The 14,411-nt window shown below is 40.4% G+C and carries 12 protein-coding genes; 7 read left to right on the top strand and 5 right to left on the bottom strand.

Annotated features, from left to right (window positions below):
* Nucleotides 1–16 precede the first annotated feature (16 nt).
* Together CDG60_RS16120 and CDG60_RS16115 are read left to right on the top strand one after the other, a co-directional pair.
* Entirely contained in the window at nt 17–643 is a 627-nt protein-coding gene (locus tag CDG60_RS16120; protein WP_087512843.1) for an MlaC/ttg2D family ABC transporter substrate-binding protein, read from the top strand.
* 12 nt (nt 644–655) lie between these two features.
* The gene (locus CDG60_RS16115; RefSeq protein ID WP_087512842.1) at nt 656–943 is read left to right on the top strand and encodes an STAS domain-containing protein; all 288 of its coding nucleotides are present in this window, start codon (nt 656–658) and stop codon (nt 941–943) included.
* Nucleotides 944–1,051: 108 nt separating this feature from the next.
* Here the strand turns inward: CDG60_RS16115 and CDG60_RS16110 are convergent, their stop codons facing one another.
* Nucleotides 1,052–2,065 (bottom strand): CorA family divalent cation transporter, encoded by a 1,014-nt coding sequence (locus CDG60_RS16110; RefSeq protein WP_087512841.1) that lies wholly within the window; start codon nt 2,063–2,065, stop codon nt 1,052–1,054.
* A gap of 156 nt (nt 2,066–2,221) precedes the next feature.
* Between CDG60_RS16110 and CDG60_RS16105 the strand changes: the two genes are divergently transcribed.
* Nucleotides 2,222–2,818 (top strand): LOG family protein, encoded by a 597-nt coding sequence (locus CDG60_RS16105; RefSeq protein WP_087512892.1) that lies wholly within the window; start codon nt 2,222–2,224, stop codon nt 2,816–2,818.
* A gap of 78 nt (nt 2,819–2,896) precedes the next feature.
* Nucleotides 2,897–3,295 (top strand): NUDIX hydrolase, encoded by a 399-nt coding sequence (locus CDG60_RS16100; RefSeq protein ID WP_087512840.1) that lies wholly within the window; start codon nt 2,897–2,899, stop codon nt 3,293–3,295.
* A gap of 383 nt (nt 3,296–3,678) precedes the next feature.
* Here the strand turns inward: CDG60_RS16100 and CDG60_RS16095 are convergent, their stop codons facing one another.
* On the bottom strand, nt 3,679–4,362 hold the full coding sequence (locus tag CDG60_RS16095) for a ComF family protein (RefSeq protein ID WP_087512839.1): 684 nt from the start codon (nt 4,360–4,362) through the stop codon (nt 3,679–3,681).
* Between the two features lie 109 nt (nt 4,363–4,471).
* On the opposite strand from CDG60_RS16095, the gene CDG60_RS16090 reads away from it, so the two are divergent.
* Nucleotides 4,472–5,245 carry a DUF4184 family protein gene (locus CDG60_RS16090; RefSeq protein WP_087512838.1) on the top strand — a complete coding sequence of 258 codons (774 nt, stop codon included), beginning with the start codon at nt 4,472–4,474 and terminating at the stop codon, nt 5,243–5,245.
* On the opposite strand, the gene recG is transcribed toward CDG60_RS16090, so the two are convergent.
* Nucleotides 5,246–7,291 (bottom strand): ATP-dependent DNA helicase RecG, encoded by a 2,046-nt coding sequence (gene recG / locus CDG60_RS16085; RefSeq protein ID WP_087512837.1) that lies wholly within the window; start codon nt 7,289–7,291, stop codon nt 5,246–5,248.
* 59 nt (nt 7,292–7,350) lie between these two features.
* On the opposite strand from recG, the gene CDG60_RS16080 reads away from it, so the two are divergent.
* Entirely contained in the window at nt 7,351–8,100 is a 750-nt protein-coding gene (locus CDG60_RS16080) for an NAD(P)H-binding protein (RefSeq protein WP_087512836.1), read from the top strand.
* A gap of 197 nt (nt 8,101–8,297) precedes the next feature.
* Here CDG60_RS16080 and CDG60_RS16075 read toward each other — a convergent pair whose 3' ends face one another.
* Complete coding sequence (locus CDG60_RS16075) at nt 8,298–10,283, bottom strand: P-loop NTPase family protein (protein WP_087512835.1); 1,986 nt, start codon at nt 10,281–10,283, stop codon at nt 8,298–8,300.
* 225 nt (nt 10,284–10,508) lie between these two features.
* Nucleotides 10,509–13,073, bottom strand: a complete 2,565-nt coding sequence (gene plsB, locus CDG60_RS16070; protein WP_087512834.1) for a glycerol-3-phosphate 1-O-acyltransferase PlsB — start codon at nt 13,071–13,073, stop codon at nt 10,509–10,511.
* A gap of 288 nt (nt 13,074–13,361) precedes the next feature.
* On the opposite strand from plsB, the gene CDG60_RS16065 reads away from it, so the two are divergent.
* Nucleotides 13,362–14,234 (top strand): acyl-CoA thioesterase, encoded by an 873-nt coding sequence (locus CDG60_RS16065; protein ID WP_087512833.1) that lies wholly within the window; start codon nt 13,362–13,364, stop codon nt 14,232–14,234.
* Nucleotides 14,235–14,411: the final 177 nt, after the last annotated feature.

The following is a 14,411-nucleotide window of genomic DNA, read 5'->3' as shown; positions in this document are numbered from 1 at the left end:
TTTGAGGAGAATCAAAGTGAATACACTGATTAAACAAACGCTTGCAGTAAGTATTCTTTCCACGATGATTGCAGGTACAGCTATGGCTGCGCCAGCTGAAGCACCACCTGATTTTATCAAGCGTGTAGCAGATGGTCTGATTTCCAGTCTTAAGGATGATCATGCAAAACTGCAGAATAATCCTGCTGCAGTGAAGGCGATTGTTCGTCAGAAACTGGATCCGCATATTGATTCTCAGGCATTTACCCGCACAGTCATGGGTACTTATGCTCAGAGCAGCAGTCCAGCTCAGCGCGCTCAGTTTGAGAAAAATTTCCGTGAAACACTGATTGAAAACTACGGCAGTGCTTTTGCGAAATATTCAAATCAGACTTACAGCATGCGTCCATACAGAAAAACTGAGAGCAAAAATCCTGTAGTCACTATTGATTTCATTAATAAAGGCGAAAAAATTCCTGTGGCTTTCCAGCTGGCGGATAAAGGCAGTCAGTGGAAAATCCGTAATATCAATGTATCAGGTATTGATCTTGGTCTTCAGTTCCGTAACCAGTTTGCTGCAACTGTAAAACGTAATGGTAATAACCTGGATAAGGCAATTGCCAACTTCAAACCGGATGCAGAAGCAGCGGTTGATAAAAAATAAGACAGGTGGACAATGATTGAATTCATTGATCAGGAATTGAAAGTTTCTGGAACAATAGACGATACCAATGCTGAGCAATATTATCAGCAGGGCATTAAACTGATACAGGCTCAACAGCAGTTTCCTGTTGTGGTTAACCTGAGTCAGCTTGAACAGGGCAGCACACTGGCACTTGCGGTATTAGTGCGCTGGCTTCGACAGACACCAGCGGCAACAGGACTTCAGTTTAAGTCAGTTCCTGAAAAAATGATGAAAATCATCCAGGCCTGTCATTTGCAGGATGCTTTAAAACTCATCTGACGCAATAAAAAAGCACCGAAGGGTGCTTTTTTATTGGATTTAAATTGGTCTTTAACAAATAACGTGCATTTCTTGCGCTGCGCTTTGAAGCAATGCTTCAAAGCTTGCTCAAATCCATTTTTTCCATCTGAAGTAAATCAGTGGACCAATGAAGAAAGCGACCAGAATAAGACTGACGACAATAAAGCTGGTTGTGCCATGCGCAAACGGCAGAACATCTGTATTCATGCCATAGATACTGGCAACCAGCATTGGTGGTGCAAGCATACTCGGTAAGATGGAGAATCGACGGATCGTATCGTTCTGTTCGGTGTTAATGAATCCGGAAGTTGTATCCAGCAGGAATCGGACTTTCTGGAACAGGAACGCATCGTGCTCCACCAGTGATCGTACATCTTCACTGAGCTCTCGGATGTCAGCATCATAGATGTGACTTCCCAGCGCACGTGGACGTGATAAGAAAGTCAGAACACGGCGTAGATCAATCAGACATAGCTGTGCTTTTCCGAGCATGTCTTCGAGTTGAGCCAGTCGGGTAATCATGTCATCCAGGTCCAGAATCATTTCCCTGTGACGGTTATTCAGTACTTCTGTGGAATACTTTTCCAGATCCTTGTGGATATCTTCCAGGATATCCGCAAGCTCATCCAGCTTGGCTTCAAGCAGACCTAATAAAATCCAGGTCGGATCTTTGTAGTCAATATCGTAATCATTGCGTCGGGCACGGGCACGAAAAGCCCGGAACGCCACCAGTTTTTCACCACGCATGGTAAACAGGCGTTCTTTGTGCAGAATAAAAGCAACTGTCTGGACTGTGGCTAAAATACTGGAATTGTCATCAGTTTCGCCATCAAGCAGGAAGTTTTTATTTTTCGTTAAAAAATAGGTGCTGATATGTAAAATACCGTCATCATCGCGATAGAATCGGGCAGAGGATGAAATATCTTCAAGTGATTTCAGTGTAGGTAAATTCTGATCATATGCGTCCATAATCCATTGCTGTTCTTCCTGCGAAGGTGCAATCAGATCCAGCCAGACAAGATCCTGATGCAGGTCGAAGCCACCGTTAATAGTGGCATCTTCCAGGCTACCGCGCTCTGTGGCGTAAAAGGCTTCAAGCATGCCGTCTTTTCTCCTTTGCGCAGTATGGTTGATGTTGATGCATGTATTTTAGACAAGGATTTAAATAAAAACACTGATCGAAACGTTATTTTATTAAAAAATCTGCCTGAAGTTTAATGCAGTGGCATGACAGATGTATAACATGGTGAAAAAATGATGAATTCGATAGCAGTTTTCTGTGGTTCCTCAATGGGAACCGATTCAATCTTCCTTGAAAATGCGCAGAATACCGGTCGTAAAATTGCTCAGGCAGGAAAAACCCTGGTATATGGTGGTGGTCGTTCAGGTTTGATGGGCGTAGTTGCGGACAGTGCTCTGGAAGCCGGTGGTCGAGTGATTGGTGTTATCCCGCAGAATCTTGTGGATGCAGAGCTTGCACATCCACATCTGACTGAGCTGCATGTGGTTAAAGATATGCATGAACGTAAAACTAAAATGTCAGAACTGTCTGATGCCTTTATTGCGTTGCCAGGTGGTCCTGGAACCTGGGAAGAGATTTTTGAACAGTGGACCTGGGCGCAGTTGGGTATCCACTTAAAGCCTTGTGCATTTTTAAATGTGAATGGTTTTTATGATGATTTACTGAAGTTTATCCAGTTGAGTACCGATAAAGGTTTTACGAAAAGTCGCTTTACTGAGGCGTTGATTCAATCCGATTCGGTCGAGGTTATACTGGAGCAGTTTGAGCGTTATATTGCACCTGAACCGAAATGGGGTGCGCAGGAACGGCAGGCTTTGGATAAACTGGCGTAAATAAGTTTTGGCACAATATATTGTTTTTATTTTTAGAAATGTCACAATATATTGTGTTTTATCCTCTGTTTTAATTTTATGAATATCATCACTGTTGCAGCTGCCATTATTTTAAATGAACAGAATCAACTGCTCCTGGTCCGAAAGAAAAATACGCAGTTCTTTATGCAGGTCGGTGGAAAACTGGAACCAGATGAAGCTCCTGAACAGACCATGATTCGTGAAATAGCTGAAGAAATCAGTGTGAATGCAGAAATTGAGCAGTTTGTTGGACGTTTTGAAACGCAGGCTGCCAATGAAGCAGGGCATCAACTGGTCAGCTATGTCTATCAGGTCAGTCTGGATCAGGTACCGCAGATTGATGCTGAAATTGCTGAGATGAAATGGATTGATCTGGATGAAGATCCAACCTGGCTTGCACCTTTGACGAATGAAGTGGTGATTCCGTGGTGTAAGGAAAATCTTGTTAATCATTGATATTAAACACTTTAAAAGAAATACATCTTTTAAGACAGTTTTAAACTTGTTTGACGGAGTCTTACATCAAAAGTTTTGATTTAGGGATTAGCCACTACGTCTTGCGCTTCGTTAAAGCAGTGCTTTAACTGGCTCAGGCTCGACCACACTTTTGTTTAGGCAAAATGAGAAGCGAAGCTTCGCAAGAAAACCACCTTGCGGAGCGTTGCTCCTCACCGAAAAACTCGCCAACCACCATCTTTTGATTGATATATTGCAGAAACATTAACTTAAAGATCTTGCGCCATGACTGGCTCATGCCTCAAATACGTTGCGGATGACGTTATCTCGTATCCAGTTTTATTGAGAAACAAAAATATTTTGATGTTACTACATAACATCGATTAATCATTTTCTTTGAAATTGATCTCTACTTCTCCAGGCTGAGATTGTCTTTTAATTCCTCCTGCTGCAATACATGCGGTATAAATTTGCTGACAGCCAAGTTTTTCTAAGGCTTGGCTGAGTGCATGAATTGAACTTCCTGTTGTTACGACATCATCAATGATCAGTACTTTTTTATATTTCCGTTTTTCTGCTGGAATGATCTGAAACTGTTCTTCGATATTTTCCAGTCGTTCGATGCGACTTAAGCCTTTTTGTGAATATTGCGCTGCACGGATCACAGGTTGCCATACAGGGATTTTCAGTTCTCTCGCCATAATTTTTGCAATGATCAACATCTGGTTATAGCCACGTTCTTTGAGTCGTTCTGTGGAAATGGGCATGGGGACAATGGCGTGAACTTTGGGAGTTCTTAAATTCAGTAAGCTGCGTGCGAGAAGATTCTGATACTGGAGCTGCTGTTCATATTTATAAGTCTGAATAATCCGGTTCATGGGAAAGTCATAATGGTGTGCGCAAAGGATGCTGTGTTCATGACGCTGGATGTGTTGCTTGTACCACGGCAGTTGTTCCCAGCAATCGTTGCAAAGAGAATGCTGCTGCTGATGGTCTATGCCACAGAGCAGGCAAGGGGAGATGCTTTGTACACCTTTATTAAGCAGTTGGTTGATGAATGAGAGCATTTTTATTCTGATTTTTTATTTTAAATAAATTTTGTACAGTATAATTTAGAATAAAGCTTATTCACTATGAAAATTAAAAAATTGAATTACTCTACAGTGTAAAAATTCCATGCCATTTACTTTTTCTCATACTGTGGCAACTTTACTGTTCAGGCCATGGTTACAAAAACAACAACTGTCTGCTACAGGACTGATTCTTGGTTGTATGGCTCCTGATTTTGAATATTTTTTAAGAATGAAAATGCAGGGGGATTTTGGACACCATTTTGCGGGGATATTCCTTGTAGATATTCCTGTCAGCATCATTCTGGCATTGTTCATCCACATCGTGATCCGTGATCAGTTCATAGAGCATCTTCCTTATTTTTTACGACAGCGTTTTATTGTTTTTCAGCATCATGACTGGCTTTCATACTGCATGAAAAATATTTGGATTATTGTGATATCAATTTTTTTAGGTATTTTGACTCATATTGCCTGGGATGCCTTTACCCATAAAACAGGTTTTTTTGTTCAACAGATGTCTTTTTTACAACAAATGTTATATCTGGGGAATATCAGCATTCCTGTGTTTAAGTTTCTGCAATATTTAAGTGGCGTATTGGGATTATGGGTTGTGATGATGTTTATTTATAAAATGCCTGTATCTCAGTTACCTGAAAACCAGAATCACACCCAGAAAATGTTTATTTACTGGAGCATGATTTTGTTGTGCTTTATTTCTTTATTCAGCTGGAAAATGCAGTTTAACTCATTCTCAGCCCAGTCATTGGTGACTGTTCTGGTTGTTGCCATACCTTGTTTCTTCTGGAGTGTGCTGGGTGTATCTGCTTTGTTTAAATATCTGAGGTTAAACAATCAAAAACCTGAATATTTCGATTGATCACACATACGCATATCTTGGTGCTTCCGGTAACCACCGTTTGAGTAAGGCTTCGGCATTTTCAGGGTAGTCTTTTAAAACTTGCCCAGCGACATGGTGGGCTTGATTGAGCAGGTGATCGTCCCGTTCCAATTTTGCCACACGGAAACCCATATCCCCAGTTTGCTTCGTTCCGAGTAATTCACCAGGTCCACGTATTTCCAGATCTTTTTCTGCAATGATAAAACCATCATTGGTTTCACGCATGATACGTAGACGCTCCTGCCCATTTTGCGACAGCGGGCTTTTATAGAGCAGGGCACAGAAGCTCGCTGTTGCACCACGTCCAACACGTCCACGTAACTGGTGCAGTTGTGAAAGCCCTAGACGCTCAGCATTTTCAATCACCATGATGGAGGCATTGGGTACATCGACACCGACTTCAATCACGGTGGTTGCAATCAACAGCTGTAATTCATTATCTTTAAACTGCTGCATGACCGACTGTTTTTCATCGGCTTTCATTTTGCCATGCACCAATCCAATATTCAGTTCAGGAAAGCGATCTTTAATTTCTGCATAAGTCGCTTCAGCAGCTTGAGCATCCAGCGTTTCAGATTGCTCGACAAGGGTACAGACCCAATATGCCTGTTTACCCTCAGCGCAGTTCTTGGCAATGCGCTGTAAAACTTCTTCACGACGATCCAGTGGAATGGTCACGGTTTGAATCGGGGTGCGTCCAGGCGGTAATTCATCAATCACCGAAGTATCCAAGTCACCATAAGCAGACATGGCTAAAGTACGTGGAATGGGTGTTGCTGTCATGACCAGTTGATGTGGCGTGGTATTGTCTACGCCTTTATTGCGCAATGCTAAACGCTGATCGACCCCAAATCGATGTTGTTCATCAATGATCACTAAACCGAGTTTGGCAAATTCGACATTGTCCTGAAAAAGTGCATGTGTTCCCACGATGACATTCGCTGTACCATCTTTGATGGTTTGTTCTGCTGCGGTACGTGCCTTGCCTTTTTGTTTACCCGAAAGCCAGGAAACATTTAAACCCAAAGGTTCAAACCATTTTTTAAAGTTCAGATAATGCTGTTCCGCCAGAATCTCAGTTGGTGCCATCAGTGCGACTTGCCAACCTTCTTCCAAAGCATGACAGGCGGCAACACCTGCAACCAAAGTTTTTCCTGCGCCAACATCGCCCTGTACAAGGCGTAACATCGGTTTGTTCTGTTTTAAGTCTTTGGCAATTTCATTGGAAACACGTTTTTGTGCATTGGTCATTTCAAAAGGTAAACTTGCCAGAAGCTGTTTGGCAAAGCTTTTGCTGTAGGAAAATGACGGTGCTGCAATCTGCTGAATATAAGCACGACGTGTCAGTAAACTGATTTGATGCGCCACCAGTTCTTCAAAAATTAAGCGTTGCTGTGCAGGGTGCGAACCTTGCGACAATTGCAACATATTGGCATCGACAGGGGGGTGGTGGATATATTCAAGTGCCTGATTGAGTGCGTAACCATTGGTGAATTTTTTAGGTAATAATTCAGGCAAATCATCAGCATGATGATTCAGTGCCTGCTTCACATATTCACGCAGTTTTGGTTGAGTTAAACCGTCGGTTGCAGGATAAATGGCGGTCAATTCAGTTTGAGGCAAAGGCGTATGTTCGGTAATGAGCTGTATTTCAGGATGATAAAGCTCTAAACCACGGGAGCCGACACGGACTTCACCGAAGATTCTTAAACGGTTACCTGCTTTGGCACGATCCATCAATGCTTTATAAATATGATAAAAGCGTAAGGTGACTTTGCCGTAATCATCCTGCAACAGAATCGCCATCGACTTGCGTTTTCCAGGTGGCATGTCGATAGATTTGACCACGCCTTCCATGAGGTAGCTTCGCCCAACCTGTAATTGGTTCATGGCAATGATCGTGCTACGATCTTCATAGTCACGGGGCAGATGAAACAACAGGTCGTCTGTGGTGAATATATTCAGTTTTTCAAGTAAAGCAGCGGCGGCATTGCCAACCCCTTGCAATTGATGGACGGCAGCCATGTCCCCTCAACTTAGGTTTATTTGATCCTGATGGATCAGTGTTCAGAATAGGTCATTTGATGCATATTCTATTTATCGGTTATGGTAAAACATCGCAGCGTGTTGCTGAACAATTATTTCAACAAGATCACCAAATTACCACAGTGAGCCGTAGTCCGAAAGAGGATGATTTTGCTGAGCATTTGATTCAGGATATTCAGCAACTGGATTTATCCAAGATCAGTCCTGTTGATGCTGTTTATGTACTCCTTGCACCATCTCGAAATACAACTTTAAGTTCAGTTGAAGCGTATCGGCAGACTTATGTGGATTCTGTTCAACCAATTGTATGTGCTTTAAAAGATCATCTTGTAAAACGAATCATTGTGGTGTCATCTACACGTGTTTATGGTGAAAATCATGGTGAAATCATCAATGATGATTCGCCAGCGATTCCAGGTGATGAGCAGGGAACATTGCTTTTGAAAATGGAGCAATTGTGGCAACAGGCTTATCCTGAGCAGTGTGTGATTGTACGTCCGACAGGGATTTATGGTACGTCCACAGCGAGAATGGTGCAGCTCGCGGAAACTACAAAAACTTATCCAAATATTCATTGGTCGAATCGGATTCACATAGATGATCTGGCGAGTTTCTTAGCGCATTTACTTCACGTGGAACGTCCTGGAAAATCTTATATTTGTACCAATAACAAGCCACAGCCTTTGCATGAAATGATTTTAAAGGTTCAACGTGAGTTGGGTTTGGCTGAACTAGTTTTGGAGAGTGAAAGGGAGACAGGGAAGAGGATCTTTGTGGGAGGAGCATAATTTTTCTATTGAGTTTATAAGAAGAATCATGCAAATAGATTTTTAGATGAAAATAGGTTAGACATTTTTTATCAAGTATTCAAAGATAAGATTAAAGCTCAGCTGAATTAGTCCGAGCTTTAATCTTTTATATAAATTTTCAGTTAGGAAATTCATTTTCATTTATGTTGGAGTAGTTTTGGGTGTTTATGGATGTATTAAAATAATTGTTCAAGCTTTTCAAAATGTAGTCTAATTTGTTTAAAGTCAGTTTCACTGATATCTTTAGCGTGAGCATCAACTCGATATTTATTAACATTATTTAAAATCATTAAAAAATTTTGTTTTTCAAAGTCAATTAAAATATTGGAAAATTTGTCCCAATTTTTATTAAAAATATTAATTAAGTCAATAAAAAATAAAGATGTGCTATTGCTGAGTAGTTCGTTGATAGAAAAGGATTGTAGTTTTTCTCTTCTATCTGTAGGGATTGCTTTTAATAATTCTTCCTGTGCTTTTTTACCATAAGCAAATTTTAAACCATTTAATAGTAAATTTCGAAATTCTTTTTCTAATCTATTTCGTCTTAATGAGATTTCTTCTAATTTTTCTTCATCAGAAAGTATAATTTTTTTAAATTTATTTTTTTCTCGTAAATAAAGCTCAAGGGAATCTAGGCTCAAGACATATTTGTGATTGTAATTTTTTTCAATAAGACCAAATGAAAGTAAATGATAGACCATGCTAGGATTATCTTTTGCAAAATTTTCGAAAGTTTCTATGTCTTCCAAAGCGAGCATAATCAACATTTCATATTCATCAGGATACCAAGAGTTTAAAACATTAAGCATCATATCAAAATATTGTTGAAGATTTGATTTATAAGTTGTTAGGGCTGTTCGATATGTAGCTTTATCAATTGTAAAAGGTCGTTCATTTTTATAACTGTTATGAATGAAACTGCACATTTGTCTGATTAGAAAAGGATGACCTCCACAATCACTATGTAGCATCGCGCAAATATCCGTACCAAAGTTCAATCCCATTAGTCTTCCTAGTGTATCAACCATTTCTATAACTTGATCAGCTGAAAAATTTGGTAAATAATGAATAGAACAAGACAGATAAATTGGATTATCTTGATTAAAAAATTGAGACTCCTCAATACATTTAGGGTTTGTCCCTACAAGAATATAGGTATAAATAAAGGGATATTTTTGATAAAATGATCTCAGAGTTTGCCAAAAGTAAATAAAATCATAATTTTGAGACCAATTGGTAGATGATGCTGTATATGGGCTAATTCTTTCAATTTCATCAAAAATTAATAAAGCAGTTTCCTTTTTCTTAGAATTATATATTTTTAGAATATCTTCTTCAAAACTGCTTGCTGCATTTTTCTCATCATATCTGTTACCTAGCTCAATACGTGCAGTTGAAGATTTAAGATTTTTATATTCTTGTACAACTAATGCTAATAGTTCATACCATCTTTTTTGATGTATAGCAGGACTTTCACAATCAAGCATAATACATGCTTTGTTTTCTATATTAAGTTTTCTCTGAATAGCGTAAATAATTGATGTTTTACCACTTTTTCGTAGCCCAAATACTCCAGCATGTTCACTAGAATTATGTTTGCTGACGAGTTCATTTACTAAGTGGTTCCTGCCAAAGAAATAACTATCCTTTTTTAGTGGAGATTTAAATGCAAATAAATCTCTTGAATAGAAAATTTTTCTAAATCTACCGTCATACAACTCATTTTTTGAATTATTTAAAATTTCATCATAAGTGAAAGGAATGATAATTTTTTGCTCAGGATCAGTGTTGGATATTTTTATGACTAGTTCTTCAACTTTCTTATTTTTACTTATTAAAATCGCACATAAGTTTTCTACACGCGATTTGGGTAGTTTTTCAAAAATGGTTTCAAATACATCTAAAGTCCGAGGTTCAAAATTTTCATATGGACTAAATAAGCAAACAATTTCTCTATCTAAATTAAATTTTTCTGTAAATTGTGTAGTTGGTTTGATTAAAAAATAATTGTATGTAGAATTTTTAATTCTAAGACTATCACCACTATGTGTAACGTACCAAAGTTTACTTAAATTCTTTAAAATATCTTGTTCTATTAAATCGAAGCGTTTTAATGCAAATTTTGGATGAAAGCCAGGATTAACGTAAGGTTGTGATGACATATGATTATACCTTTCATTCAATGTTTTTAAGTAAGTGGTCTATAAAATAGTTATAGATAAATTAGATTATTGATAATAGAGATTCATTGAATATATTTGAATAGAAGAGTTACTAAGGGTTTGTTTATATTTTATTTTCACCCTTAAGTCAATTAAATAGCTGTTATTATAAGCATAATAAGAATTTTTACTTTCCCTCCCAATGGGAGGGAAAGTATAGGAAACTTACTTCTTCTTCCGCTTCAAACGTTTCTTCGCTTGCTGAGCAGCCAAAGCATCCAGTGCTTCTTTTAACTCATCATCGGTAAATGAAGTAATGTGCTGAAGCATCTGTAAAGTCACATCATCTAGTACCAGGTTGGCGTATTGCGCTACATTGCGGAACTGAGCATCAAACACAATCGCATTGTCTTCATTGGTCTTGATATAACCCTGCTCAGTCAACACTTTTACAAAGCTCTGGAACAAGGCTTTATCAAAGAATTCAGGTGAATTGAACTCATATAGCACAGACAGACGCTGACCAACCAGGTGACTCAGTTCCTCAACCTGACGAATCGAAATATTACCTGAACCACGCTGAGTAATCAGTGCCAGAGTCATGTAATAACGCTCAAGACTTTGACGTACAGGTACTGCCAGTACTTTCAGCTGATTATGATCTTCAGAGTTCGGTGTCGGGCTGTAAATAAGATCTGCATCATCGACAAAAATCAGATTTGCCTGAGCCAAAGCATTTACATACTCTTCAACCTGGGCTTTGATTTCACCGTCTTTCCATTTTAAGAACAGTTCAGCTTTTAAGAATGGATAAAGCGTACGGATCACATTGATCAGATCTGCCTTACTGATTTTACCGTTATGTTCAACCAGTGCTGCGACCAGTGAAGGTAAAACAAAGGCATGCAGAATGTTATTACGGAAATAAGTCAGCAGAATCGCCTGATTGTCCTCAATCGCAATAATATCGCCCAGTACGTGCTGAACCCGTTTGATCAGTTTCAGTTTTAGACCATAAGCAATAATTTCTTTGCCTAACAGCGGAGTAACCTGAGTGCGTTCATCATAAGGCAGTGCTGTCAGCAGATTACGGTAAGTATCCAGCTGTTTAATGCAGATTTCTTCATCCAGGGTATGTTTCGGTGTTGCCAGTAAAATTAAGGACAGCAATGAAACAGGATTGATCACTACAGCACGGTTAATATTTTCCAGGATCGCATTGGCAGAGCTGTTGACCGCAGCAGAAACCGCTTCGGGAACAGGTGCATCATTGCTTTCAATTTTGATCTGTTCAGCATTGTGCTGTTTCAGCATGTCATCCAGGAAAACAGGTTCACCAAAGTTCACATGCACTTTGCCAAAAATACGTTCAATTTTACGTAATGTTTTTAAAATGCCGATAATGGATTCAGATTCTTTCGGCTTACCATTCATTTCGCCGACATAGGTCGAACCTTCCATTAAGCGTTCATAACCGACATAAGTCGGAACAAATACAATCGGTTTAGCACGACCACGCAAGTGTCCATGAACAGTCATGGCAAGCATGCCTGTTTTGGGTGGTAACAGACGTCCAGTACGTGAACGGCCACCTTCAATAAAGTATTCCAGTGGTGTGTTACGTGACAGAATGCTGTACAGGTATTCTTTAAATACCGTGGTATACAGCCCATTGCCACGGAAGGTACGACGGATAAAGAATGCACCGCCACCGCGCAGTAACTGACCGACAAAGGGCATGTTCAGGTTATCACCTGCAGCAATGTACGGCACCATCATGCCACGTTTATAAATCACATAAGACAGTAACAGGTAGTCAATGTGACTGCGGTGACATGGGGTGTAAATAATTTCGTAGTCTTTGGCAAGTTCACGGACGGTACTGAAGTTGTGGACTTCCACACCATCATAAAGCTGTGTCCATAAACGGGTCAGCGCCATATCTGCAAAGCGGACTGCTGAATGGGAGTAGTCCGATACAATCTCATTCAGATATCCAATGGCACGGCGTTCTGATTCAATCATGCTGATTTTGCTGCGGATACTTTCACGGCGGATGGCATCCTGTACATCATGTGATTTGATCAGGGAATGCATGACATTGCGACGGTCTGACAGGTCAGGACCGAGTACAACTTCACGTTCATTGTCCAGGAAATCATTTAAGGTGTTTGCAATGTACGTTGCAGGGGATAGGTTCGGATGCGTGGTTTTCGCATAATCCACCAGTTGACGTAAAGACTGTCCCTGATGAAATTCAAGGTACGACTGGCGACCATGCAGACCAATATTTACCAGCTGTTTTACCGTACCAGGTGTTGCCCATGTATCTGTAAACAGCAGTTTCAGCAGCGAGTCTTCTTTGTCAGGAGAACGTCCCCACAGGACTGTCACCGGAATCAGTTCAATATCAGTTTCAGGATGTTTTTCCAGTACTTCAATCAGTCGGAGCAGACGGGGTGGAAATGCATGAAGCGGAGGATTCAGCAGATTGTTTTCATTATGGTGCTGTAAAAACAGAATGGATGCTTTTTCTTTATGTGCCGCAATGTTCAGTGAGTCGAGTGCAGGCGGAAGTTTCAGACGGCGTGTTTCACCATCCACCACCAGCGCATTACTGCGTGAATAATTCTGTAGGACATAACAGACCACCTTCTGCGGTGTCTGTTCTGAATCTGCAGTGGTAGTCAGTTCAGCTGGAACCTCACCAAGTACGTGTGGGGTTACCACCAGGTCAAGCAGCTTGCTGGAAAGCTGGCGATACATTTGACCAAAACCTCTTTGGGACATAAATACTCCTACTCCAAAGGACTGAGAACGGCAGATATTTCAGGGGGATAATATTTTGCGTAATTCTACGCAGAAACAGTATGTCATTTTCTGACAAAATGCAGCGTTATGGTGGGATTTTATCGTTAATAACCGCAAATTTGCAGGATTTTTTCAAAAATAATCATGACACGGCAGTCAGTCATTCTATAGGGTTTTACTCAGGATTTATGGCAGAATATCCATACAGAACATGTTGAAATTATAATACGTCTGCCACATGGTCAGCTTTACTGAAAAGGTTATCCAATGAATGCATTGACTCAGGAACTGGTTGAATTACTCAGCCTTGAAAAACTGGAAGAAAATATTTATCGCGGAATCAGCCGTAACCTGGTCGGTAAACGTGTTTTTGGTGGACAGGTACTGGGGCAGGCTTTAAGGGCAGCTTCCTATACCACTGACCGTCCTGCGCATTCCCTGCATGCTTATTTCCTTTACGGGGGGGATATCAATGCACCTATTATTTATGAAGTTGAGCGTCTGCGTGATGGCAAAAGTTTTGTCAGTCGTCAGGTCAAAGCGATTCAGCATGGGCGTACCATTTTTACAGCCATGATTTCTTTTGCTGCGCACGAAGAAGGTCTGAACTATCAGATCAATGAGCCGGATTATCCCACTGTGGATCAGTTGAAAGCAGAAGCTGAACTGAAAAAAATGATGGTTGAATTTGTGCCTGAAAATGTCCGTGCCAGTTTTATGCGTGACCGCCATGTGGAAATCCGTCCGGTCAATCCAAGTAATCCATATCAGCCACAGCCTGAAGCGCCATCCTATGCGCACTACATCCGCACGCATGACCAGATTGCAGCAGAGGTGGATGATATTTCACTGCATCAGGCGATTGCAGCGTTTTATTCGGATTTCACCCTGATGACCACGGCATTGCGTCCGCATGGGTTGAGTTATCTGTCTCCAAGTCTGCAGTGTGCCAGTATTGATCATGCCATGTATTTTCATAAACCGTTCAGAGTGGATGACTGGATGCTGTATGACATGGATGCAACCGTCAGTGCAAATTCACGCGGTCTGAATTTCGGGCGCATGTGGCAGAACGGTGAACTGGTCTGCAGCACAACGCAGGAAGGTTTAATCCGTCTGCGTGAAATTGAAACTCAGTAAGTCATTTTATGTGTCCCTGAAGCCGCAATATTGCGGCTTTTTTTATTGAAATCAGCGAGTGGCTCAATGGAGTCAGGTTTACAGGTGTATATAAGGTCAGAGGATCAGGTGGTGTCTGCTTTTTATTTAAAGAGACATGCAAAGTTAAAAAACAGCAGAACGATGACAAAATAATGC

This window comes from Acinetobacter chinensis (assembly GCF_002165375.2).
Lineage (GTDB): Bacteria > Pseudomonadota > Gammaproteobacteria > Pseudomonadales > Moraxellaceae > Acinetobacter > Acinetobacter chinensis.
This window is presented reverse-complemented; position numbering and strand designations above follow the sequence as displayed.

Coding starts and splice junctions, on each gene's coding strand:
- CDG60_RS16095 (WP_087512839.1), bottom strand. CDS start 4,362: ATGCTCTCATTCATCAACCAACTGCTTAATAAAGGTGTACAAAGCATC.
- CDG60_RS16115 (WP_087512842.1), top strand. CDS start 656: ATGATTGAATTCATTGATCAGGAATTGAAAGTTTCTGGAACAATAGAC.
- CDG60_RS16110 (WP_087512841.1), bottom strand. CDS start 2,065: ATGCTTGAAGCCTTTTACGCCACAGAGCGCGGTAGCCTGGAAGATGCC.
- CDG60_RS16065 (WP_087512833.1), top strand. CDS start 13,362: ATGAATGCATTGACTCAGGAACTGGTTGAATTACTCAGCCTTGAAAAA.
- CDG60_RS16105 (WP_087512892.1), top strand. CDS start 2,222: ATGAATTCGATAGCAGTTTTCTGTGGTTCCTCAATGGGAACCGATTCA.
- plsB (WP_087512834.1), bottom strand. CDS start 13,073: ATGTCCCAAAGAGGTTTTGGTCAAATGTATCGCCAGCTTTCCAGCAAG.
- CDG60_RS16080 (WP_087512836.1), top strand. CDS start 7,351: ATGCATATTCTATTTATCGGTTATGGTAAAACATCGCAGCGTGTTGCT.
- CDG60_RS16100 (WP_087512840.1), top strand. CDS start 2,897: ATGAATATCATCACTGTTGCAGCTGCCATTATTTTAAATGAACAGAAT.
- CDG60_RS16075 (WP_087512835.1), bottom strand. CDS start 10,283: ATGTCATCACAACCTTACGTTAATCCTGGCTTTCATCCAAAATTTGCA.
- CDG60_RS16090 (WP_087512838.1), top strand. CDS start 4,472: ATGCCATTTACTTTTTCTCATACTGTGGCAACTTTACTGTTCAGGCCA.
- recG (WP_087512837.1), bottom strand. CDS start 7,291: ATGGCTGCCGTCCATCAATTGCAAGGGGTTGGCAATGCCGCCGCTGCT.